The organism is Selenomonas sp. AE3005 (genome assembly GCF_000686945.1).
Taxonomy (GTDB): Bacteria; Bacillota; Negativicutes; order Selenomonadales; family Selenomonadaceae; genus Selenomonas_A.
In genome coordinates, this window is record NZ_JMME01000002.1 from 199562 (window position 1) to 220692 (window position 21131).

General features: G+C 45.5%; 23 protein-coding genes and 1 pseudogene. 18 read left to right on the plus strand and 6 right to left on the minus strand.

Translation table 11 applies throughout. From position 1 onward, the window contains the following. Window positions 1-64: 64 nt before the first annotated feature. From DL94_RS0103350 to DL94_RS0103380, 7 genes are all read left to right on the plus strand, one after another. Window positions 65-1231 carry an alpha/beta hydrolase gene (locus DL94_RS0103350; RefSeq protein ID WP_197020702.1) on the plus strand — a complete coding sequence of 389 codons (1167 nt, stop codon included), beginning with the start codon at window positions 65-67 and terminating at the stop codon, window positions 1229-1231. Between the two features lie 103 nt (window positions 1232-1334). Next, complete coding sequence (locus DL94_RS0103355) at window positions 1335-1889, plus strand: flavodoxin family protein (protein ID WP_231464497.1); 555 nt, start codon at window positions 1335-1337, stop codon at window positions 1887-1889. Window positions 1890-1939: 50 nt separating this feature from the next. Beyond that, window positions 1940-2437, plus strand: coding sequence for a cyclophilin-like fold protein (locus DL94_RS0103360; RefSeq protein ID WP_051586276.1), 498 nt, complete (start codon window positions 1940-1942; stop codon window positions 2435-2437). A gap of 35 nt (window positions 2438-2472) precedes the next feature. Next, complete coding sequence (locus DL94_RS0103365) at window positions 2473-3324, plus strand: DUF3737 family protein (RefSeq protein ID WP_028128934.1); 852 nt, start codon at window positions 2473-2475, stop codon at window positions 3322-3324. A gap of 161 nt (window positions 3325-3485) precedes the next feature. Continuing rightward, the gene (locus DL94_RS0103370) at window positions 3486-3962 is read left to right on the plus strand and encodes a pyridoxamine 5'-phosphate oxidase family protein (RefSeq protein ID WP_028128935.1); all 477 of its coding nucleotides are present in this window, start codon (window positions 3486-3488) and stop codon (window positions 3960-3962) included. Between the two features lie 14 nt (window positions 3963-3976). Beyond that, the gene (locus tag DL94_RS0103375) at window positions 3977-4849 is read left to right on the plus strand and encodes a DUF5131 family protein (RefSeq protein ID WP_028128936.1); all 873 of its coding nucleotides are present in this window, start codon (window positions 3977-3979) and stop codon (window positions 4847-4849) included. 33 nt (window positions 4850-4882) lie between these two features. Beyond that, window positions 4883-7396: an excinuclease ABC subunit UvrA gene (locus tag DL94_RS0103380; RefSeq protein WP_028128937.1), complete on the plus strand. Its 2514-nt coding sequence runs from the start codon at window positions 4883-4885 to the stop codon at window positions 7394-7396. A gap of 76 nt (window positions 7397-7472) precedes the next feature. On the opposite strand, the gene DL94_RS16425 is transcribed toward DL94_RS0103380, so the two are convergent. Together DL94_RS16425 and DL94_RS14090 are read right to left on the minus strand one after the other, a co-directional pair. Then, window positions 7473-7727 carry a hypothetical protein gene (locus DL94_RS16425; RefSeq protein WP_231464499.1) on the minus strand — a complete coding sequence of 85 codons (255 nt, stop codon included), beginning with the start codon at window positions 7725-7727 and terminating at the stop codon, window positions 7473-7475. Between the two features lie 21 nt (window positions 7728-7748). Further along, the gene (locus tag DL94_RS14090; protein WP_231464502.1) at window positions 7749-8264 is read right to left on the minus strand and encodes an MBL fold metallo-hydrolase; all 516 of its coding nucleotides are present in this window, start codon (window positions 8262-8264) and stop codon (window positions 7749-7751) included. Between the two features lie 146 nt (window positions 8265-8410). Here DL94_RS14090 and DL94_RS0103390 point away from each other — a divergent pair, with 146 nt between their 5' ends. Then, window positions 8411-9328: a LysR family transcriptional regulator gene (locus DL94_RS0103390; protein WP_028128938.1), complete on the plus strand. Its 918-nt coding sequence runs from the start codon at window positions 8411-8413 to the stop codon at window positions 9326-9328. A gap of 14 nt (window positions 9329-9342) precedes the next feature. Here the strand turns inward: DL94_RS0103390 and DL94_RS0103395 are convergent, their stop codons facing one another. Then, complete coding sequence (locus DL94_RS0103395) at window positions 9343-10239, minus strand: LysR family transcriptional regulator (protein WP_051586277.1); 897 nt, start codon at window positions 10237-10239, stop codon at window positions 9343-9345. Between the two features lie 102 nt (window positions 10240-10341). Here DL94_RS0103395 and DL94_RS0103400 point away from each other — a divergent pair, with 102 nt between their 5' ends. Genes DL94_RS0103400 through DL94_RS0103410 form a run of 3 tightly spaced genes read left to right on the plus strand, consistent with a single transcriptional unit; the run spans window position 10342 to window position 12037 of the window. Next, window positions 10342-10548 carry a hypothetical protein gene (locus tag DL94_RS0103400; protein WP_028128940.1) on the plus strand — a complete coding sequence of 69 codons (207 nt, stop codon included), beginning with the start codon at window positions 10342-10344 and terminating at the stop codon, window positions 10546-10548. Between the two features lie 15 nt (window positions 10549-10563). Beyond that, window positions 10564-10875 carry a UxaA family hydrolase gene (locus DL94_RS0103405; protein WP_028128941.1) on the plus strand — a complete coding sequence of 104 codons (312 nt, stop codon included), beginning with the start codon at window positions 10564-10566 and terminating at the stop codon, window positions 10873-10875. A 1-nt stretch (window position 10876) separates the two neighbouring features. Then, on the plus strand, window positions 10877-12037 hold the full coding sequence (locus DL94_RS0103410; protein WP_028128942.1) for a UxaA family hydrolase: 1161 nt from the start codon (window positions 10877-10879) through the stop codon (window positions 12035-12037). 30 nt (window positions 12038-12067) lie between these two features. Here the strand turns inward: DL94_RS0103410 and DL94_RS0103415 are convergent, their stop codons facing one another. Further along, complete coding sequence (locus tag DL94_RS0103415) at window positions 12068-12955, minus strand: LysR family transcriptional regulator (protein WP_028128943.1); 888 nt, start codon at window positions 12953-12955, stop codon at window positions 12068-12070. A 250-nt stretch (window positions 12956-13205) separates the two neighbouring features. Between DL94_RS0103415 and DL94_RS16570 the strand changes: the two are divergent. Further along, window positions 13206-13364, plus strand: a pseudogene (locus DL94_RS16570) (1-deoxy-D-xylulose-5-phosphate synthase N-terminal domain-containing protein); the annotation flags it as partial. Window positions 13365-13883: 519 nt separating this feature from the next. Then, window positions 13884-15203, plus strand: coding sequence for a DUF6602 domain-containing protein (locus tag DL94_RS0103425; protein ID WP_028128945.1), 1320 nt, complete (start codon window positions 13884-13886; stop codon window positions 15201-15203). A 116-nt stretch (window positions 15204-15319) separates the two neighbouring features. Here DL94_RS0103425 and DL94_RS0103430 read toward each other — a convergent pair whose 3' ends face one another. Beyond that, entirely contained in the window at window positions 15320-16234 is a 915-nt protein-coding gene (locus DL94_RS0103430) for an Rpn family recombination-promoting nuclease/putative transposase (protein WP_028128946.1), read from the minus strand. Window positions 16235-16382: 148 nt separating this feature from the next. On the opposite strand from DL94_RS0103430, the gene DL94_RS0103435 reads away from it, so the two are divergent. From DL94_RS0103435 to DL94_RS0103450, 4 genes are all read left to right on the plus strand, one after another. After that, window positions 16383-16895, plus strand: a complete 513-nt coding sequence (locus DL94_RS0103435) for an AAA family ATPase (protein WP_028128947.1) — start codon at window positions 16383-16385, stop codon at window positions 16893-16895. A 92-nt stretch (window positions 16896-16987) separates the two neighbouring features. Beyond that, the gene (locus DL94_RS0103440) at window positions 16988-17425 is read left to right on the plus strand and encodes a hypothetical protein (protein WP_028128948.1); all 438 of its coding nucleotides are present in this window, start codon (window positions 16988-16990) and stop codon (window positions 17423-17425) included. Continuing rightward, window positions 17415-17738 carry a helix-turn-helix domain-containing protein gene (locus DL94_RS15155; protein ID WP_051586278.1) on the plus strand — a complete coding sequence of 108 codons (324 nt, stop codon included), beginning with the start codon at window positions 17415-17417 and terminating at the stop codon, window positions 17736-17738. The genes DL94_RS0103440 and DL94_RS15155 overlap by 11 nt, the downstream gene beginning before the upstream one ends. A 59-nt stretch (window positions 17739-17797) precedes the next feature. Then, on the plus strand, window positions 17798-18016 hold the full coding sequence (locus DL94_RS0103450; RefSeq protein WP_028128949.1) for a hypothetical protein: 219 nt from the start codon (window positions 17798-17800) through the stop codon (window positions 18014-18016). A 126-nt stretch (window positions 18017-18142) separates the two neighbouring features. On the opposite strand, the gene DL94_RS14100 is transcribed toward DL94_RS0103450, so the two are convergent. Further along, on the minus strand, window positions 18143-18448 hold the full coding sequence (locus tag DL94_RS14100) for a hypothetical protein (protein WP_051586279.1): 306 nt from the start codon (window positions 18446-18448) through the stop codon (window positions 18143-18145). 469 nt (window positions 18449-18917) lie between these two features. Between DL94_RS14100 and DL94_RS0103460 the strand changes: the two genes are divergently transcribed. After that, entirely contained in the window at window positions 18918-21023 is a 2106-nt protein-coding gene (locus DL94_RS0103460; RefSeq protein WP_028128950.1) for a tetratricopeptide repeat protein, read from the plus strand. Window positions 21024-21131: the final 108 nt, after the last annotated feature.

Here is a 21131-nt window from a genome sequence, read left to right on the forward strand (position 1 = left end):
AAGTGATAAGGTAAAGTCACGATAACATGACATAGAGATGTAAGTGAAGTAAAGGAGAATAGAAATGTTGAAGAAAATTGGCAAAAACAAGAAGATGGTTTTGGCTGCTCTGGTGGCAGGCGTGATGTCCTTTGGCATTATGGGGAGTGATGTGACGCTAGCAGCAACGCCGGCTAAAACTTTAGCAACAGCTTCGCAGATGCAGCGTTCATCCATCAGCGAGCTTAACAATGACACCCGTGTATTCAAGATTGACAAGTCAATTGAAGCCAAGAACGTGAAATTTGAAAACCGCTTTGGTTTTGAAGTGGCTGGTCATCTGTATCTGCCGAAGAATTTTGATGCCAGCAAGCAGTACAAGGCTGTAGTGATTACCGGGCCTTTTGGTGCGGTGAAGGAGCAGTCCTCCGGCCTGTATGCGCAGGAGTTTGCTAAGCATGGTTATGTGGCCGTAGCCTTTGATCCCTCCACCACCGGTGAGAGCAGTGGCAGCCGCCGCAATATGGGCTCCCCGGAAATCTTCACGGAAGACTACCATGCCGCTGTGGATTTCGTTTCCAATCTGAAATTCGTGAACCCGGATCAGGTCGGTGCCATGGGCATCTGTGGATTGTCCGGCATGGCCATCACTGCCGCTGGCAGCGACAGCCGCATCAAGGCCGTAGCAACCTCAGCTATGTATGATATGAGTGAAAGCATCAGCGACCATTATAATGGCGCTTACTACACGCCGGAACAGCGGGAAATCGTGAAACAGCATCTGGCCAAGATGCGCAATGAAGAAGCCAGGACGGGCAAGGATATTCGTGGTGCCCATGAACTGGGCGTAGATTCCAAGGGTAATGTGGAAACATTCGATACCATGTTCCCGGATAAACTGCCTGCTGATGCCAATCCCGTCATCAAGGATTTCTTCGGCTACTATGTAGGCCGCGCGTTCCATCCGCGGGCCATCAACTCCAACAAGCTGGCCTGGGATTCGGTGACGCCGTACGGTTTCTTCGATTTTAAACTCATGAGCAATATCGATGAACTGGGCAAGACGCCGGTTATGCTGATTACCGGCGATAAGGCACATTCCAAATATTTCTCCGATAATGTCTATGCGGCCCTCAAAGGCGCGAAAGAAGAAATCGTTGTTCCTGGTGCTACCCATGTAGACCTCTATGACCAGATGGACAAGATTCCCTTTGATAAACTGTTTGCCTTCTTTGATAAAAATCTGAAGTAATACTAAGATGCAGCCCTGCGAATGGTAAGACCTTTGCAGGGCTGCATCTTAGTACTTGACTTGGAGTACACTTCAAGTGTTAGAGTAAAGGAGGAACATGTGTATGGAGGAGAGAATGATGAGCAAAAACGTAATAATCATATCTACAAGTCTTAGAAAAAACAGCAATTCCGAGGCTTTGGCCACGGCTTTTGCCGCAGGGGCCAGGGAGGCCGGACATGTGGTGGAGCAGATTACCCTGCGGGATAAGACTATAAATTTCTGCAAAGGCTGTCTGGCCTGCCAAAAGACCATGCAGTGTGTGATAAACGACGATGCCAATGCAATCACGGATAAAATCGGTCAGGCGGATGTGGTCGTTCTGGCAACGCCGGTCTATTATTATGGTATGTGTGGCCAGTTAAAGACCTTGCTGGACCGGGCAAATCCGTTGTTCCCCTCGGATTATCGTTTCCGTGAAGTTTATCTGCTGGCTACGGCGTCAGAGGATGAAGCAGATACCGTAGCCGGAACCCGCGTCGGCGTGCAGGGCTGGGTAGACTGCTTTGACAAGGCAGAACTAAAAGAGACGCTTTTCTGTGGCGGTGTGACGGACACAGGCGATATTGCCGGCAATGCCGCACTGGAAAAAGCCCGGCAGGCTGGCAAGAATATTTGAAGTTTGCAAAATAATGCCTTGCAGCTGTATGGGCATAAGGAGAGATGACAATGCCAAACCGAAAAATCATAAGTGTGGTCATGCTGTCGGTGATGCTGCTGCTATCCGGATGTACGGGTGCGCAGGAGACTGTAGCGGATACTGGCAGTAAGGTGCAGGAGGCTGTCCCACAGGAAAATAAATCTGTGGCAGAACCAAAGAAGGAGCAGGCGATGAAACTCATCATTGATGATAAAGTTGTTCCCGTTACCTGGGAACAGAATGCTTCCACGGCGGCGTTGCAGAATCTTTTGCCGTTGACCATAAAAATGTCACCTTATGGTGGTTTTGAACAGGTGGGCGATATCGGTCAAAATATTACCAGCGCGGATAAGCAGATAACGACTCAATACGGTGATATTGTCCTCTATGCGGGAAATAAGCTGGTTATCTTTTATGGTTCCAATTCCTGGGCTTATACGCGGCTGGGACATATTGACATGTCAAAACAGGAATTGACGGCTTTATTAAACCGCGAAGGCGTAACGGTGCAGCTCGTGGCCCAGTGAAAAAGAATAGGATTTTTAGCAGAAAGGTACGGAAAATGGAAGAATATAGAGAACAAGCATTTGATGAAGAACGGGCACTGTATGGTAAGAACGGGGTGAAACTCCTTAATTGCCGCTTTGATGGCCCTGCAGACGGGGAAAGTGCGCTGAAAGAAAGCCGCGATATTGAGGCGGAGGATTGTTTTTTCAATCTGCGTTATCCCTTCTGGCATGATGAATCTGTGCAGATAAAAAAATCCGAACTCACGGAGCTTTGCCGCGCGGCCTTGTGGTATGCAACGGATATTCATATTGCCGATACGAAACTGCATGGCATTAAGGCCCTGCGGGAATGTGCCGATGTGACCATAGAAAACTCGGATGTGATTTCGCCGGAATTTGGCTGGTCGGTCAAAAATATCCGCATGAAGAATACCAGTGTGCAAAGCGAATACTTTATGCTGCGCAGTGAGGAGCTGTATTTTGACCATGTAACACTGCAGGGGAAATATTCGTTCCAGTATATTGAGAACGCAGAATTTACCGATTGTGAGCTGAACACCAAAGACGCCTTTTGGCATGCCAAAAATGTGATAGTCCGCAACAGTGTGATTCGCGGCGAGTATCTGGCCTGGTATTCGGAAAATCTGACGTTGGAGAACTGCACCATCATTGGCACACAGCCCTTCTGCTATTGCAAGGGGCTGAAACTCATCAATTGCCGCATGGTGGATACGGATTTGGCCTTTGAAAAATCCGAGGTCGAAGCAGAGGTTACGACCGTAGTGGACAGCATTAAAAATCCGAAATCCGGCACAATCAAGGTGGCAGGCGTTAAGGAAATCATTATGGATGATTCATCTGCCCAGGGGCGCATTATTGTGTTCGAAGAAAGTAACTGTGCTTGATAATTGCTGACGAAGATTGACAAGGTTGTTTTTTTGTTCTATGCTATTAAGCAGAATATAGGTTGACACCTGTTGCCGCCGGGTAATGGGAAAAGCGTCATTTTCTTATCGTTAGGTCTTGGCAGATAAGAAGGTGGCGCTGTTTTTGTAGGAGGAAAATTATGTTTCGGAAGATGCGAAGATTTAAGCAGCAGCTGCCGGAGGCAGAATGTAGGGAAGTGTTAAAAAATACGAAACGGGGCGTGCTCTCCATGCTGGGTGACGACGGTTATCCCTATGGTATTCCCATGAATCATTGGTACTCAGAGGAGGACGGTATCCTTTATTTCCATAGTGCCAAGGAGGGACACCGGATGGACGCTATCCGGGCCTATGACAAGGTAAGCTATTGTGCTTATGATGAAGGCTGGCAAAAGCCCGGTGAATGGGCGCTCAATATCCGGAGTGTGGTCGTCTTTGGACGTATGCAGCTGGTGACGGATGAGGAAAAGATTCGTAAAGTTTGCAGCTCGCTGGTGCGCAAATTTACCGATGATGAGGCGTATCTGGAACAGGAATTAAAACACGCCCTGCCCAGAGTACAATGTCTGGTGCTGATGCCGGAGCATATGACGGGAAAATTGGTCAATGAATCGTAAATGGAACGTTAAAGATGCATGATATATGGAATCCGTGGCATGGCTGCAAAAAAATCAGTCCCGGCTGCGCAAATTGCTATATGTATACGCTGGATAAGCAACGGGGAAAAAATGGTGCGGACATTTACCGGACAGAAAATTTTACCTATCCCTTGCAAAAAGACCGTCATGGCAGCTATAAAATAAAAAGCGGCGAACTCATCCGGGTATGTATGACCTCGGATTTCTTTCTGGCAGAAGCAGATAAATGGCGGGCCGAGGCGTGGGAAATCATGCGTCAGCGGCCGGATGTTATTTTTTATCTGCTGACCAAGCGTCCGGAACGGGTGGCTGATTGCCTGCCGCAGGATTTTTGCAGCGGTTGGGAGAATATTTGGTTCAATGTCACCTGTGAAAATCAGGCAATGGCTGATATCCGGCTGCCGTTGCTTAAGGCGCTGCCCTTCCGGCATAAAGGCGTGATGTGTGCGCCGTTGGTCGGCGCCGTAAGCCTGAAACCGTATCTGGAGGAAGGCTTTATCGAACAGGTTGTCTGTGGCGGCGAAAATTATGAGGGGGCACGTCCCTGTAATTATGATTGGGTGCTGGCTTTGCATCAGGAGTGCCAGTCTGCTAATGTATCCTTTTCCTTTATAGAAATTGGTTCGCATTTCATCAAAGATGGCAGGCACTATCGTTTGCGAAGCAAGCAGAAGCAGGCGGAGCAAGCCTTTAAGGCAGGTCTGAATTTTGTGGGCAAGCCAATGGAATTTGACCTGCGTTACAATATTGGCCTGTCTGTTCCAGCGAAGGACCGCTATAGGCCCGCATATGATGGGCCGCATTGCCAGGCCTGCGGCAGCAGGTTGATTTGCAATGGTTGCAGTCATTGCGGTAAATGTTTGTAATATCTCCAAAAAGAAATAGTGGAGGATTGAGAAATGGACAATAAGGAACGCCCTAAAAATATTATCGTCAGGGGCGCCCGCGTGCATAATCTGAAAAATATCGATGTGGATATCCCCTTGGGCAAACTCGTGGCCATTGCCGGTGTGTCCGGTTCGGGAAAATCGTCGTTGGCCTTGGGAACCTTGTACGCGGAAGGTTCACGCCGTTATCTGGAGGCGCTGTCTACCTATACACGCCGCCGTATCACGCAGGCCGGCAAAGCCGATGTGGAGGAAATCCGTCATGTGCCGGCGGCGCTCGCGCTCCATCAGCGTCCGGGCATTCCCGGGGTGCGCAGTACCTTTGGTACGGCCTCGGAACTTTTGAACAGCTTGCGTCTGCTGTTTTCCCGTCTGGGCAGCCATACCTGTCCCAATGGACATCTATGCCCGCCCAATATGGATGTGGCACTGATGCTGCCTACGAAATGCCCGGTCTGTGGCGAGGAGTTTTACGGGCCCGGAGCGGAGGCCATGGCGTTTAACTCAGAAGGCGCCTGTCCGCATTGCTCCGGGACAGGAGTTGTGCGGACGGTTGATGAGGCCAGCCTCGTGCCGGACGAAAGCCTGTCCATTGCGGAGGGCGCGGTGGCACCGTGGCAGACGCTTATGTGGTCGTTGATGAAGGATATCGCCAAGGAAATGGGCGTGCGAATTGACGTGCCCTTTTGTGAGTTAACACCGGAAGAAAAAGAAATCGTCTTTCATGGTCCTGCAGAGAAAAAGCATATCCTCTATGTCAATGAAAAGACCAATGTAGCTGCGGAAATGGACTTTACTTATTACAATGCGGTTTATACGGTAGAAAATGCGTTGGCGAAGGTCAAGGATGAAAAAGGCATGAAACGGGTGGAAAAATTCCTGCATGAGGCCGCCTGCCCGGAATGTCAGGGAACGCGGCTCTCGGCGAAGGTGCGCTCGACCAGACTGGCCGGGAAAAATTTGGCTGAGGCCACGGCCATGACTTTGGATGAACTGATTCCCTGGGTTAGGGCTGTGCCGAATACACTGCCGCAGGAAATGCGCCCCATGGCTGAAAGTATCATTGAATCGTTTTTGGATAACGCCCGCAGGCTGAAGGAACTCGGTCTGGGGTATTTATCCCTTGACCGTGCCAGCAGCACCTTGTCAACCGGTGAGCGTCAGCGCGTGCAGCTGGCCAGAGCTGTGCGCAATGAAACCACAGGGGTACTTTACGTACTCGATGAGCCGAGTATCGGCCTGCACCCGGCCAATATTGAAGGGCTCTTGGACGTGATTGACAGCTTGCTGCGCGATGGCAACTCCGTAGTTTTGGTGGACCATGATGTGCATGTGCTCCAGCATGCCGATTATATGATTGAACTGGGGCCTTTGGCTGGCAGCGAGGGCGGTAATCTGCTGTTTGCCGGGGATATGCAGGCGGCTGCGAAAAGCAAAGTCTCCAAGATTGCCCCCTTTATGCGCGGCGGGGCAAATGGCAGCTTGCGGAAACGTGCGCCCTGGGAAGAGATGTTTGCCTTGGGGACAATTCATTTGGAAACGAATCCGCTGCACACCGTAAAGCCCTTGCAGGCAGATATTCCCAAGGGGCGGCTGACGGTGGTTACTGGCGTATCCGGTTCGGGCAAGACAACCATGGTGCTCGAATGTCTGCTGCCGGCGCTTTCGGCCAACGCTGAAGAACGCAAACTGCCGCCGCAGGTCAAGGCTATAAGCGCTGACGGCATACGCCGTGCCAATCTGATTGACGCCTCGCCCATCGGCATTAACATCCGTTCCACGGTAGCGACATATAGCGGAGTACTCGATGAATTGCGCAAGCTCTACGCGGGCACAGCTTTGGCAAAAGAGAAAAAATGGAAGGCCGGCGCTTTTTCCTATAATACGGGCAAGCTGCGCTGCCCAACCTGTGATGGCACGGGGCAGATTTCGCTTGATGTGCAGTTCCTGCCCGATGTGACAATCACCTGCCCGGATTGTAACGGGCAACGTTATAGTGAGGCGGTCAAAGAAATCCTTTGGCAGGCAGAAGGTGCAGAGCATGGTTATACTTTGCCGGAAATACTCTCCCTGACTGTAAAGGAGGCGCTGCCGCTCTTTGCCAAGCAGAAAAAGATTTATGGGAAACTTTCGACTTTGAACGACTTAGGCCTGGGGTATCTGACACTGGGGGAAGATACGCCCGCCCTCTCCGGCGGCGAGGCCCAACGCTTGAAACTAGCCAGTGAGATGGGAAAGACACAGGCCGATTCAGTATTTATCTTTGACGAACCGACCATTGGCCTGCATCCCTTGGATGTGCAGGTGCTCCTGCAGGTCTTTGACCGCTTGGTGGCAGCCGGTGCAACGGTGATTGTCATCGAGCATGATTTGGATGTAATCGTCAATGCGGATTACATTATCGATATGGGGCCGGAAGGTGGTGCCAAGGGCGGACGTATCGTAGTCTGCGGCACGCCGGAAATGGCAGCTGTAAGCAAGGATAGCATTACGGGAAAATATATCGCACGAGAAATGAAAAATTAGCATGAAATAAATAATCCCCCATCCGCATGAAAAATGCAGGATGGGGGATTATTTTGCTTTGTTGGAGTTAGAGTCATTAATACATTACAGACTGTCCGTCCTTTGGCATATCATAATTGGTTACATTACGTTCGGCCAGTCTGCCTTTGAGCGTATGGCGGGTAAGTGCGGCATGGGCCACATTATCCAGATGTGTCAGATACAGTCTGGCGTTAGGCATAGTCTTGGCAACGCAGTGGACATCTTCAGCATCCATGATGAGGCGCCCATTTTCCACCGTCTCGGCGGCACAGCAGTTAAGTGCCACGATTTCCGGCTGCCAGCGTTTCAATGTGTCGGCTACCGCGGGATACTAGACCGTATCACCAGCCAAATAAAAGATTTTTTCAGCGGCGCTTTCAAACATCACACCCATGGCATCACCACAGGGATTTACCGTGCCATGGAGGGCCGGTACTTTGGTCAGCTTTGCCGGACCAAACAGCATGCCGGTTTCGGACAGTACGGTCACATTGTGGAAACCGGATTTTTGGAAGAGGGCGGCATCTGCTTCATTTTGGCAGATTACTGGCACATTCTTGTCCAAAGGTGCGCCCACAGTACTATCCATGGACATATCGATGTGGTCGGGATGGATATGCGTTACCAGATAATAATCGACGCCAGCGAGGATTTTTTCCATCGGCATGGGCAGGTCATAGAAGGGCATGGGCAAATGCTCCTTCATTTCATCCGGCACATGATAAGGTCTGCCGGGAACATCGACAAAGGAAAACTGGTGCTTGGGCATCAGCCACGGGTCAATCAGGAACGTTTTGTCGGCATATTCAAGGCGGTTAGTGGCATTGCGGATTTGCGTCAGTTTCATGGTCATGTCTCCTTTTCGTAGCTTCTAAATTGCGTCATCTATGTTATGCTTCTAGTATAATGACCATACCGAGGCACAACAAGCAAAGAGATTCTCTTTTGACGCAACTAAAAGGTTGCTATAAAATAAATAGGAGGGGGGATTGGATGAATCAGAAGCAAATGGAATATTTCCTCGAAGTATATCGGCAGGGCAATATGCAAAGTGCCGCCGATAAGCTCTATGTGTCGCGGCAGGGCGTCAGCAAGATGCTCAAGACGTTGGAGGAGGAACTGGGGCAGCTGCTCTTTATCCGCAATCCGCATGGCCTTGTGCCGACTGACTATGCCAATGCACTTTTACCGCATGTGCAGCGGCTGCTGGCAGAATATCGGAGCATTGCGAACATGAGTACATTGGCGTCCCAATCCAAAAGCGTGGTGACTATCTACGCACTTGACCATATCATGGCTTACTTGGGGGCAGAGTTCCTTTGGGATTTTCACCAGGCATGTCCGGATATTATTCTTAGCACCGTGGATACGACAGATGATGCAGCTTTGAAGGGCGTTTTGGAAAAGCAATGCAACTTTGCCATCGTAACAGGAGAAGTTGACCAAAATCGTTTCGCAGCTGAATCATTGTTCTTTTCCCGATACTGTGCGCGGCTGCATCGCCAGCATCCGCTGGCCGGTAAAGAAAACATTGCCTATGCAGATTTGGAAGGTGCGCGCATTGTCAGCAAGGGGCGGGGTTATCAATGTTTTCGGCATAATATCGATAAGTATATCCTGTTGCCGGGACTACATGTAGAACTGCTAGCTGAAACGGCCGATGAAATGCTTATCACTGACCTGATTCTCCGGCATCAGGCGATAAACTTAGGCTATGACTACGCTGCCGTGCTGAATCCACATCCGGATATCGTGGTAAAACCATTAGGTACGGGCGATGACCTGGGGCAGAATGTATATCTTATCTGGGACAAAACAACAGTCCTAACCAAGGCAAGCCAAAAATTTCGTGCCTTTCTGCTCGACTGGTTGCCCAAAAATGGGAAGGATAAAGTTGTCTGGCCACTATAATATTATGCGATAAATTAAGGTGTACGGTTCATATGTTCAGGAGCGTCGGCAAATTTACTCCGGACGAAGTCGATAAGACAGCGTTCGTCCGCGTAGATTTGCCGGCCTTTTTTGGTGACGATAAACCCTTTTTGGGCAAGACCTTCAATGGGAATGGCGATAAGATTGCTGTCCTGCAAAATGCCATTGCCGGTCAGAATCGACAGGGCAATGCCTTGCTGGACGATATTCCAGACGCTCGAAAGGTTGGGGGAATAATGGATAATCTGTGGCTGGAGCTTTTGCCGGTCAAATTCAGCCATTATACGTTTGGTCAGGATAAATTTACGACTGAGCAGCACCAGGGGATAGGCTGCCGCCTCGGCCAAGGTGACGCTTGGTTTATCGGCCAGCGGATGGCTATGTGGGACACAGAGGCAGATGGGCCAGGACGATAATTTGCGCAGGGTGAGATTGGGCCGTCCTTCGGCATCGTGGACAAAGGCCAGGTCAACTTCTTCCCGCTCTACCATATCCAGCGCTGCGCCGCCGGCAGGTTCTGTGATTTCCAGCTGAATTTCCGGGTACAGCTGGAAAAATTCGCCCAGAAGCAGCGGCAGGATAATGGTGGCAATCTGCGAAGGCACGGCCAGCTGCAGGCGGTTATGCCGTTTGGCAATATCTTTGACACTGGCCTCAAAGCGTTTGACGTGCTTCAGCATCTTTTCTACTTCCTGAAACAAAGCCTGCCCGTCAGCGGTAAGCTGAATATTGCGCCCTACATGGCGGAACAAGTTCAGGCCGGTTTCCACCTCAAGATTCTTCATGGACAGGCTCAAGGTGGATTGGGACATATGCAGACTGGCGGCCGCTTTGGTAACATTTTCCTGACGGCAAACTTCGGCGAAATATTGCATTTGCTGGATATTCATGGCAGCACCTTCCTTTCTGATAGTTCCATCATAGTGAAATCAATCGTTTTTTTCAATAGATAAATCGATTATAAGTGTTTTTTATTTGGGGTTGAATACGCTATGATGAAGACAGAAAAAAACAGTGTGCAGCGGGAGGTAATGACGATGAAAAAGGCAATGAAGATTTTTGCTGAAAAGATGATGGCAAGAACGCATAGAGCGGTAAAAATTTATCAACTGGAATCGCGAAAAAAGCAGGACATGACTCCGGCGCGGTGGAATATGCTCTATGGGAAATACTTATTGGATATGGACGAGGCCATTTGACGAAAGGAGAGCGTTATGGAAAAGAAAGCGATTCTGCTGGACGAAAAGGACAATGTGGCCACCTGCACCAGCGAGGCACAACCTGAGGACATGGTTATTTGTCATGGTGGCGGCAGTGCCCAGGTAAAGGCTGTCGAAACGATTCCCATTTGGCACAAGATTGCCTTAAGGCCTATCGCCAAGGGCGAAATGGTCTATAAGTACGGGGAGATCATCGGGGAAACCTTGCAGGATATTCCGCAGGGCGGCTGGGTATCACATGAGAATATCCGCAGCATTCCCCGTGATTACGCCAGTGAGTATGTAATGGGCAAGGAGGGCAAATGACATGGAATTTTACGGTTACAGACGCAAAGAAGGCCGCCCCGGCATCCGCAATCATATTCTGATTCTGCCCACTTGTGCCTGTGGCAGTGAGTCCTGCCGAATTGTGGCCAGTCAGGTACGGGGCGCGGTGAATATTGTCTTTAACACCGGCTGCAGTGATGTGGCGGCCAATACGGAAATGAGCCAGAAGGTGCTCACAGGCTTTGCACTGAATCCTAATGTCTATGGCGTAGTCATAATTGGCCTGGGCTGTGAAACTGTACCGCATGCCAAACTGCGGGAAAAGATACAGGCAAGATGTTCCAAGCCGGTAGTTTCCTTTGGTATACAGGAAGAAGGCGGCACCTTAAAGACCATTGAAAAAGCTGTGCGGGCTGCCCGGGAAATGGCAGCTGCAGCCGGGCTGCAGCAAAAAGAAAAATTCCCCATCAGCGAATTGCTGCTGGGGATAGAATGTGGCGGCAGTGATGCTACCTCCGGGATTGCCTCGAATCCTGCGGTAGGCAATCTTAGTGACAGGCTCGTAGATTTGGGCGCGTCCGCCATGATGAGTGAGTCCATTGAGTGGATTGGCGGCGAACATGTGCTGGCCCGCCGGGGCGCTACGCCGGAACTCCATGACCAGATTATCCGGGTGTGCGAGGATTATGAAAAACATTTGCTGGCCGCAGGGCAGGATTGCCGGGCCGGGCAGCCGACACCGGGCAACAAAGCGGGCGGTTTGTCCACGATTGACGAAAAGAGCCTGGGCTGTATCCGTAAAGGCGGCACCCGTCCCATCGTGGAGGTGCTGGAACAGGCGCAGCCGCCCACGAAGCACGGGGCGATTGTCATGGATACGGCAGGATACGATATTTCTTCTGTAACGTCCATGGCGGCTGCCGGCTGTCAGGTCATTATCTTCACCACGGGCAGAGGGACGCCTACGGGCAATGCCATTGTGCCAGTGCTGAAAGTGACTGCCAATGAACATACTTATAGCTGGATGGAAGATAATATGGACGTGGATTTATCAGGCATTATCCGTGGGGAGCAGACCATTGAGGCAAGCGGCGGAATGCTGCTGGAAAAACTCCATGATATTGCAAATGGCAAACTCACCAAAGCAGAGGCCTATGGGTTTTCGGATATTGCGGTTGACCATGTGTGCAGATATGTATAATTAGTGTAGGGGCGAAGAAGATAGAAAATATCAGACCTTGAAATCCGGCTGGTCACGGTAGAAATGCTGCAAAAGCTCAATAAAGGCGTGCAGGGATTGGCGCTTATCGTTTTTATGCGTGTAAACGCCGCAGGGGATGACGACATTGCTGTCAAAGTCAAGCCAGGCAAATTCGCCGTTATGGTCGTTTAAGAAACCCGGTGCCAGACATACTCCTTTGTGGGCAGCCACGTTTGTCAGGGTGTTGTCATGGTCGGGGCTGTTGAAATAATCCACATGAATTTCGCTGATTATGCGCTGCTGCAGGGCACGCAGCATGGGCGGAGAGCCGCCGCCTACCATAAGTGTACGGCCTTTTAAGTCGCTGGGAGTAACCAGCGGCTTTTTTGTCAGGGCGTCATTTTTTTCGGTAATCAGGTAGATGCGGCTGTCAAAAAGATGGTGACAGGTTACGTCCGGTACGCGTTTCATAGTGTATTCCATGGCAAAGGTAACGTCCTGTTCACCTTGCAGGAAGGATTCCTGCCCATGCTGCCAGTCAAAACTGGGAATGACATTGATCGAGGGAAAACTGCGGCTGAATTGTGCAATGACCTGTGGCAGAAAGTAGATGGCGGAACGGATTGGCAGCGTTATGCGGATGCTTTCGGCATATTTGGCACTGAAATTCTGCCCCTGTTCAATGGCCTCCTTCAGCTGTCCGTAAAGCGTGCGCAAGGTGCCGACAAACTGAGCCCCTGCCGGTGTAAGCATAGCTCCTTTGCCGGAACGTTCAAAGAGAGCAAAACCAATTTCGTTCTCCACTATCTTTATCTGATAGGTCAGTGTGGGCTGAGAGATAAAAAGATTTTCGGCAGCGCGGTTGAAATTCAGCACCTGCGCTAATTCCAGTATATATTCCATCTGCTTGGTGTTCATGCATGCATCCTCCTTTGTTCTTTACTTGCAGTATAGCGGCTGGTTTTCCAAAAGGCAATGATTTTAATAAAATAATCAGATTGATAATATAGATTTATAATTGGATAGTTTGATATAACGCTTATTGCTGCAAAGGAAAAATTTTTTTCGTAAATCCTCTAAAAACCATTGACTTGAAGTTCACTCAAGGGTATAGACTTACAAACATCAGCTGAAAAAATTTTTGTAAGATAAAGTAAGGAGTAATTTCATGTATTTAGAGAAAGTCAATAGTCCTCAGGATATCAAAGGTTTTTCTGCGGAGCAGCGCAAGGTACTGGCGCAGGAAATGCGGACGGCCATGCTGAAACGGGCCAGCATTCACGGAGGTCATTTCGGTCCTGACTTTGGTATTGTGGACAAAATTATCGTCTATTTGATACAATCATACGAAAATATAAAGACCTTGAAACCCTATGAAATAAGGGGCTTCGAGGTCTTTGGTGCATTTTGGGGGATATATAAAAACTGTAGATTAGTCCTTGAAAGGGAATAGGGGAGCATTTTTTGAATCAAGGGGGTGCATAAGGGAAAAATCAATCGTTTGTATGTTATAGGGTATTCGTTTGTAGGGTATGCAAACAGAAAAAGGTTAGGCTGGTCGTAGTAGTGTATTTACATTCTTATAAATTTGGATTATGCTATTAGCAAGAAAAGCATAGCAAGATATGGTCAATAATCTAAGAAATATAATAGAAACATTAGGTTGGGATGAGCGACAGACTATGGAGGCTTTAAAATTTCCAACTAGCGATCAGGAAAAATATGCAAATATAACTAAATGATAGCCGTTCAATAGAAATAAGTGAAAACGGCTATTTTAAATATTTTATAAAGAATATTCGTATTGCTTAGTTAATCAAGATTGTAAGTAGAGGCGATGAATGTTATGAGCACTATATTATCAATTGCTAATCTTCTTGAAGAATTTAAGAAAAAAGGATTAAAGGATATAGATAAATTCCTTTTGGTAAATCATGGACCAATGATAGGTGGTATGTATGAGGGGTTAACGAAGGAAATCATTGAAAAGAGTATATTTAAAAATATAGATCTCCATGTGGTATCGGGAAAGATAACTAATCAGAACGGCATGATGAGCAATCAGATAGATTGTATGCTCGTTGTAGGCGAGGGAAAGAAACTACCATACTCAAAAGAGTATTTATATGATATCGAGCAGGTTGTTATGGTGGTTGAGGTAAAAAAAGACTTGTTTAGCAGTGAATTATCTAGTGGTTATGATAATCTTATAAGTGTTATGAATGTGATGGGGGACTCCTTCAAGAATACCGATGGTGATTTGAAGGACGATACTAATGGAACTGTTTTAAAGAAAAAATTACAATTAAGTGTTATCGATGTTGCATTTAGGGATTTGGCAAATAAACCATTAGCTACGGATATTAACACAATGTCCGCAGAGGAACAGCTACTGTACCACACAATGGTAACAGAGGCATGGGCACCATTGCGAGTAATTTTTGGCTACTACGGCTTTAAAGATGAAAATAGCTTACGGAAAAAATTTATTGAGTATTTACAGAAGAAAATATCACGAAAAGATAAAGGAACAAAGGGATACGGCGGTTCATCATTTCCTAATCTCGTTATAGCTGAAAATGCATCTCTAGTAAAGACTAATGCTTTTCCTTATGCCATAAGAATAGAAGGAACGGATAAGTTTTGTTGGGTGGCTTCCTATCGAAGAAATCCTTTGATTTTGTTAGTAGAGTTGTTGTGGACGAAGCTTGAATTATTATATAATATATCGCCTTATAACTTTGCTGAAGATTTGCAAATGGAAGCTCTTGCCCCGCTTATCGTAGCCAAAGTGACAGAAAATGGTTGGATGTACGATGCTATTCCAATGGAAAGTATAGATCCAATATATTTAAAAAGTGATGATGAATGGATGCCAATAAAAATTTCTCGAGCAGAGTGGATATTATTAAATGTGCTAGGAAGTAAGGAGTTTGTTGAGGTTGATTATTTTAAAAATAATCTGGTTGGTACAAACGATAATCCAAATGAAATATTGAAGCATCTAATCAATGAGGGTATTATATATGTAGATAATGGTCAAATCAGATACCTTACTCTTGAGTGTAAAACTGTCATTATGCCAGATGGAAATTTTTATGCTGCTGATGATTCTGATGGACGGTTGACGACATGGATAAAGAAAATTATGACACAATATAGATGATAATGGATTGTCAAGCACTTTGCGAAATTTAGAGAGACTTTTGAGCGGGGCATTGGGAGACAAAAATGAGGCATTGCAAAAGAGTCCATAAACTCAATGCGATGCCTATTATCGTGTTACAATCTAGCTGAAATTATGGTACGTTCTTCAGGTGAAATACTGAGGGCATCCATAGCTTCATCGCTGGACCATCCTTTTTTAGTCATAAGAGAACGTACGCTATCTAAAAGACTGTCAATACGTCCCTCCGCCTTGCCTTCTACCTTACCTTCTTCAATCCAGGCATCTTTATCGGACTCATAGTCCATGATGGCCATTTCGCGGTTCAGGTAGTCGAGGCGTTCCTGCCTGTTCTGCATAAATATAGCGGCTGCGTCCAGCGCAGTCTGAATTGCAACTTCATTCATAGCCAGTTCCTCCATTTCTTTGGCATCCAGTTTGTTGGAGAAGTAAGCCAGCCAGCGCTCCACACTGGACATTTCGCTGACGGGCTTTTTCTGGAACTTGGGGACTTCGAGGAAATGCAGTTCCATGTCTTCGTTCAAGCGGCGGCCGGTCTCCTTGTTGTAAATGCTGTACATGGAGTGCGCCGGCTCGCCGGGGAAAATCGTATAACGCAGGATGTTGATGGTGATGGACGGTTTCAGGTTCTGATATTTTCCGCCCTTGGCAAGGTTCATCAGGTACATCTGCGACCAGTAGTAAAGGGTGCGGCGTTCCATGTTTTTCTTGTCCACAATCTGGACTTCCACATCAATCTGCGTGCCGTCCTCAGTGACGCAGAAAATGTCCAGACGGGTGAGCTTATCGTCATCATAGAGCGGGACAATTTCGCTGTTTTGGAACTGAATGTCCTTTATGGCCTTGGCCCCGTGACGGTCAAGGACAGCGTTGAGAAAGTCGATGGTGACCTGTTTCCGCTCATCCTTGCCAAAGATGAACTTGAACAGGACATCGTTCATGGGATTGTATTTCTTGTTGGCAATATCGTTCTCGATAGCCTGTTTTATTAGGTCTTTTGGGTATGTCATGGTAAACGCGCTCCTTTGGGTTTCTAATTGGATTATACCATGAAACAGGATAATTTTCAGCAAATTTATGATTGGCAACTGAAGAATGGTCGTTTTGCCAGTTATTAATAAATGATATAATGGAAAGAGAATATTACGAGGTGAGTCTTTGAAGGTAATTAATTTTTATGGCGGTGCTGGCATTGGCAAGAGCACTATCGCTGCAGATATTTTTTCGAAGCTGAAGCGTAAAGGGAACAAGACAGAACTAGTGGGGGAATATGCCAAGTGGCTCTGGTATCAGAATGCCACGGATATTGTGCAGGATCAGCTGTACTTGTTTGCCGAGCAGGTGCATCGGCTAAAGACACTGGAGCGTTATGGCGTGGAGTATGCGGTCTGCGATTCGCCACTGCCGTTGAACATTATCTACAACAACGCCCCGGATGAGATCTTTGATCAGCTGGTGATGCACGAGCATGCCAAGTTTGATAACGTGGAGTACTTACTCCGTCGGAATGACGAGTTCATTAGTATTGATGGTCGTAAGGAAACCAATCTGGAACGTGCCAAGGTTAAGGATGAGGAAATCAAGGCAGTTTTGGATGGGTCTGGTATTAGCTACACGGTTATCTCCCCTTGGGAAACTGATAAGGTATTGCTGGATTTGAAGATGAAATAAGGATATTAGGTAGATGAAAACGGATACTAAGCCTGAAAACTTCAAGAAAATCAGTCTGGGCAGGAAATCAAAGGCAAAATGGAGGGATACCTTTGGCTAGGAGCAAGAAGAACGCAAAACGGGTGGTTAAGGCTGTTAATGACTGGAATAAGCCACGCTTTACGGAGTTGGAGGTTTTTTGCAAGACCTCAGTGAAGGTCAATAAGAAAAAGGTACAGGAATTTGCTGCCGTGTTGACTGAGGATATGTTCCGGCCTTTGGCCGATATGTTGGGGGAACATTCGGAAAGGCCGCTGGTAGCTATGGCCACCGGAAAAGAGCGGCTGGGAAAAGTTCTCCATCTGGCACAGAGTGCGCAGCGTGACATTGGCGCTATTGAAAATGTTGCCAGCAATGAAGAACTGTTTTGCATTCAAAAGCGTTTAAGGGAGATATGCTCAGCTGTCGTGGAGGAAAGCGTGAGCATAATTAATCTGGAAGGCACTCCATTTGAACAGGACAAGGAAACGGGAGGACAAAGTGGTCAATAAAATATTAACAAACTTTTTTGTACGTCGCTTGCTGGAAATCCGAAGGAGTAAGGGCATCACGAGAAAAGAGATAGCCAAGGGCGTAGGTATCACTTTGGGGAAATATGACAAGTGGGAGGCTGGGAAAGTTCTGCCAAAGTCAGAAGATATTGCCCGACTGGCCGGTTTTTATGGAATGAGCGTAGATGAGTTTTTGGGGCTCACGAAAGAAGAAAGTGAAGCTATTAAGCAGAAGCTCATAGAAGATGCCGAAAAGCTTTCCCCCGAGGCTCGGAAAATTGTGGTAGATGCCATGACGGACGGGCAGAAGTGAATTCTGCTGGAGTAGGTGCTTTATAAAGGGGCTAACGTGTAGAAGGGGAAGATATTGTAATGATGGAAACGAACAGCAAAATGAATCAGGTAGCCGAGATATTTGGAAAAGAACTGGGAAATGTGTTTGAGGTAAATGTATCAAAACCTTTTCCAACTTCTGAGACGGTAACCTATAAGCTGTCCTTTGAAGAAAATGGATTGCTGGATATACAGAGCGAACAGTTCAATAATGAGTTACTGATTGATTTGTTGACGGGAAAAGCAAATATTAAATAACAATCTTCAGAAGGGTTTGGAGCAGTTATCTGCATTGTAGAGAAAATCCCTTAGATGAAAGGCGGGCGGCTTGATATGTCAATTTGACAAGTCAGGCCGTCCGTCATTTGTCTAATATGTTTGAGTTTATCCATCATAAATTGATGGTAATAATTGTTCGATTACTAACTTATCAGCTATTGTTTCATAATACATACATGTAGGTTGATGTTCTTTATGATAACTAATAATCACTCTACCAAAATATTTCTTATACTTAGTTAATTCGTCCCCTTCATAATTAATACCTTCATAAATAGCAAAATATTTGATAACTTTTTTGATGGTTGTCAATAACCATTTATCCAAAGAAAGTTGAACAAGGCATATAACTATTTGACCAACAGATAAATAGTTGATTTTGTTTCTCCAAAACAGCCATTGTGTATTCACGATGTTATGCTCTTTTAGATATTCATCAATCGGATGGACAGTTCCATTCCACGTATTAAACTTTACTCTTGTGTTTTTTCAGAATCTGATAATTTGAGTAAATCATTAATTACAATTGCCTCCATGATATACACCATCCTTTATAAACGTAAGAATATAATAAATTATTGAATGTTTATATTGATATGATCGTAAATCAGTCCATAGATTATAAGAGGACTAATTATAATTTGTATTATTCGTTCTAATATTAAGTCCTTCTGATTTATTCATAACTTTAGTTTGTTCTATCATATCAGAGTTGTGGCGTAAATGGATGATAAATAATTGCAACTCGGTCAAATTTGATAGAGTATGACATTTAATTGCTTGCCATAAAGAGCGCGGTTATATACACTCATTATAAAATGGTTTTGGTTTTATATTTGCAAACTTAGATGATACATAGTGGTAAGAGGGGGGCGTTAGTATGTTGGATATGGCTTTTCAATATAGTTATGAGAAAAAGGGATGGATAAAATGTACTAACACTGATTATATAAAGAAAGATATAGAAAGATTGCCAATTGTGCCGTTGGTGGAATGGGAGGGTTATGAGGATAATAACGTAAATGGATTGAAAGTTTATTGCTATAAACACGATCAAGAGGAAGAGATAAAAATAATGAATGACAACAGAGTGATTTCTGCTGATGGATGTATCTTCGAAGGATTACTGGGAGTAAAAAAGTGTATAGAAAAATCGCGTAGAGAACATCATTACAGTAGTCTGATTCCGTATCGATGGAGACTTTTTCAACGAGATATATACTCGAGTATTAATATCGCGGCAGATGTTTTGGATGCTCAATGCTTAAATAGAAGAAGAAAATATCGTTGGTATAATTTTGCATTTTCTATAGATGTAATAAAGAGAAAATGTGTTATTTCTCAATATGGATATTTCCATGGCAATAGAAAAGAATGGACAGAATTGAAGGAGGTTGATATCCCTGATGTTGTGGTAGATAATGCGTTAAATGCCATGGGGGAAAGTGTAAAAATGGTTTATGGAATTAAACCTAGTGTATTAAGTCAGATTAAGGGTAAAAATAAGATAAAAGCATACATAGAACGGCCCTTTGATATAAATATTGTTTTTTTGAAGAATTTCTTCAAAAGATTTACTCGTGATAATGGTGGGGATGGTTTTGATAAAGTTTTTTCCTATGAAGAGAAAGATAATTATAAAATAATTTGTAAATTATTAGATATAAAGCCGCCGAAGTGTTTAAGAAAAGTATATACATATAATCCTTATTCGATTGTGTGGTATATGCTATTTAAGCAATGGGAAATTAAGGATATAAATTATATGCAAAAATTCTTTTGTCTTGACGAGTGCATTGCTAATATATATCTAGATAAGTTATATTATAATCCGTCTGAGAAAATTGTAACTAGCACCGAACAAGAGACACTGAATCGTTGGAAAGCATTGGTTTTTTATTGCCGCTGGTTGATGAAGCGAAAAGGCGAAAAAAATATGCTGAAATGGCTATATTGTGTATCTGCTGAAAAACAGATATCGGAAATGCAGTGGGATATTATACTGTCTTTTTATCGGTATCATAACAATCTATCAGAAGAAGTAAAATCTCGGTTGCTGAAAGACGGATTAACAGGATATGTGCATGATGCAATCAGCATGGAAGTAACTTCTTTGTCTGAAGATTGGAAACATACTAGGGTGAGGTATGATGAGAAAATTCTGGCATATGAATGCAGAGTGGGGGAATATGAGTTTAGACTGGTGCATAACACGAGAATGCTACCGAAACTTGGGGCTATTTTCAATAATTGTGTGGCAACATATCGAGACAGAGTGATAAATAAAAAATCTGTCATTGTTTATCTGTTGAATAAATCTGGATATCAGGCATGTATAGAAATACAGCGTGAATGTCATATAGTACAAGCCTTGGGCAAGTATAATCGTAGATTGCCAAATGATATAAATCGAATATGCTGCTTTTGGGCTAATCATCACAAGTTAGTGATAGAACCAGGAAAGCTAAAGCCTTTATCTGATGAGGAGCTGATTGATCTGGCTAATATTGAGGTAGAGAAAATTCCTTATATTAAAGAAGTGGATGAGATGAATTTAAATGAGTTACTAGCCTTGGATGATAGCAGAATAGTAGATGGATATTATCTGAGATTGGAGGAAATGATAAGTAAATCCAATAAGCAGAATTTGTCGGCAACATATTGGATGGAATTTACGAATGAAAAGAGTAAATTATCTTATGTTATACCTGATGGACAGCGTATATATGAAGCAGCTTTTGCCGGGAATACAGAAGCTATGCGGGCGTTGGGATTTATGTATTACAGGGGAAAAGGATTGAAACGTGATTGTGACAAAGCAATGCAGTGGTTCCTGAAGGCAGCTGATTTAGGCAGTAAGGAAGCAAAGCTAGAATTGGAGAGATTGAAATGTCTAATCAAGCAACTGGAAACTGAGAGAGCTCTTGCAATATTGTATGCTTTGAATAATTTGGGCGATGGATGGCAAGGGGCATGGGCATATTGAACTAGAAATGATAGAGAGGGCAAAGTCGAAGGGATAATAATAATTTTCTACATCAATCATAATGATGAAAAGTAAAGAGAGTGGATAACTAGAATATGCGAATGAGGA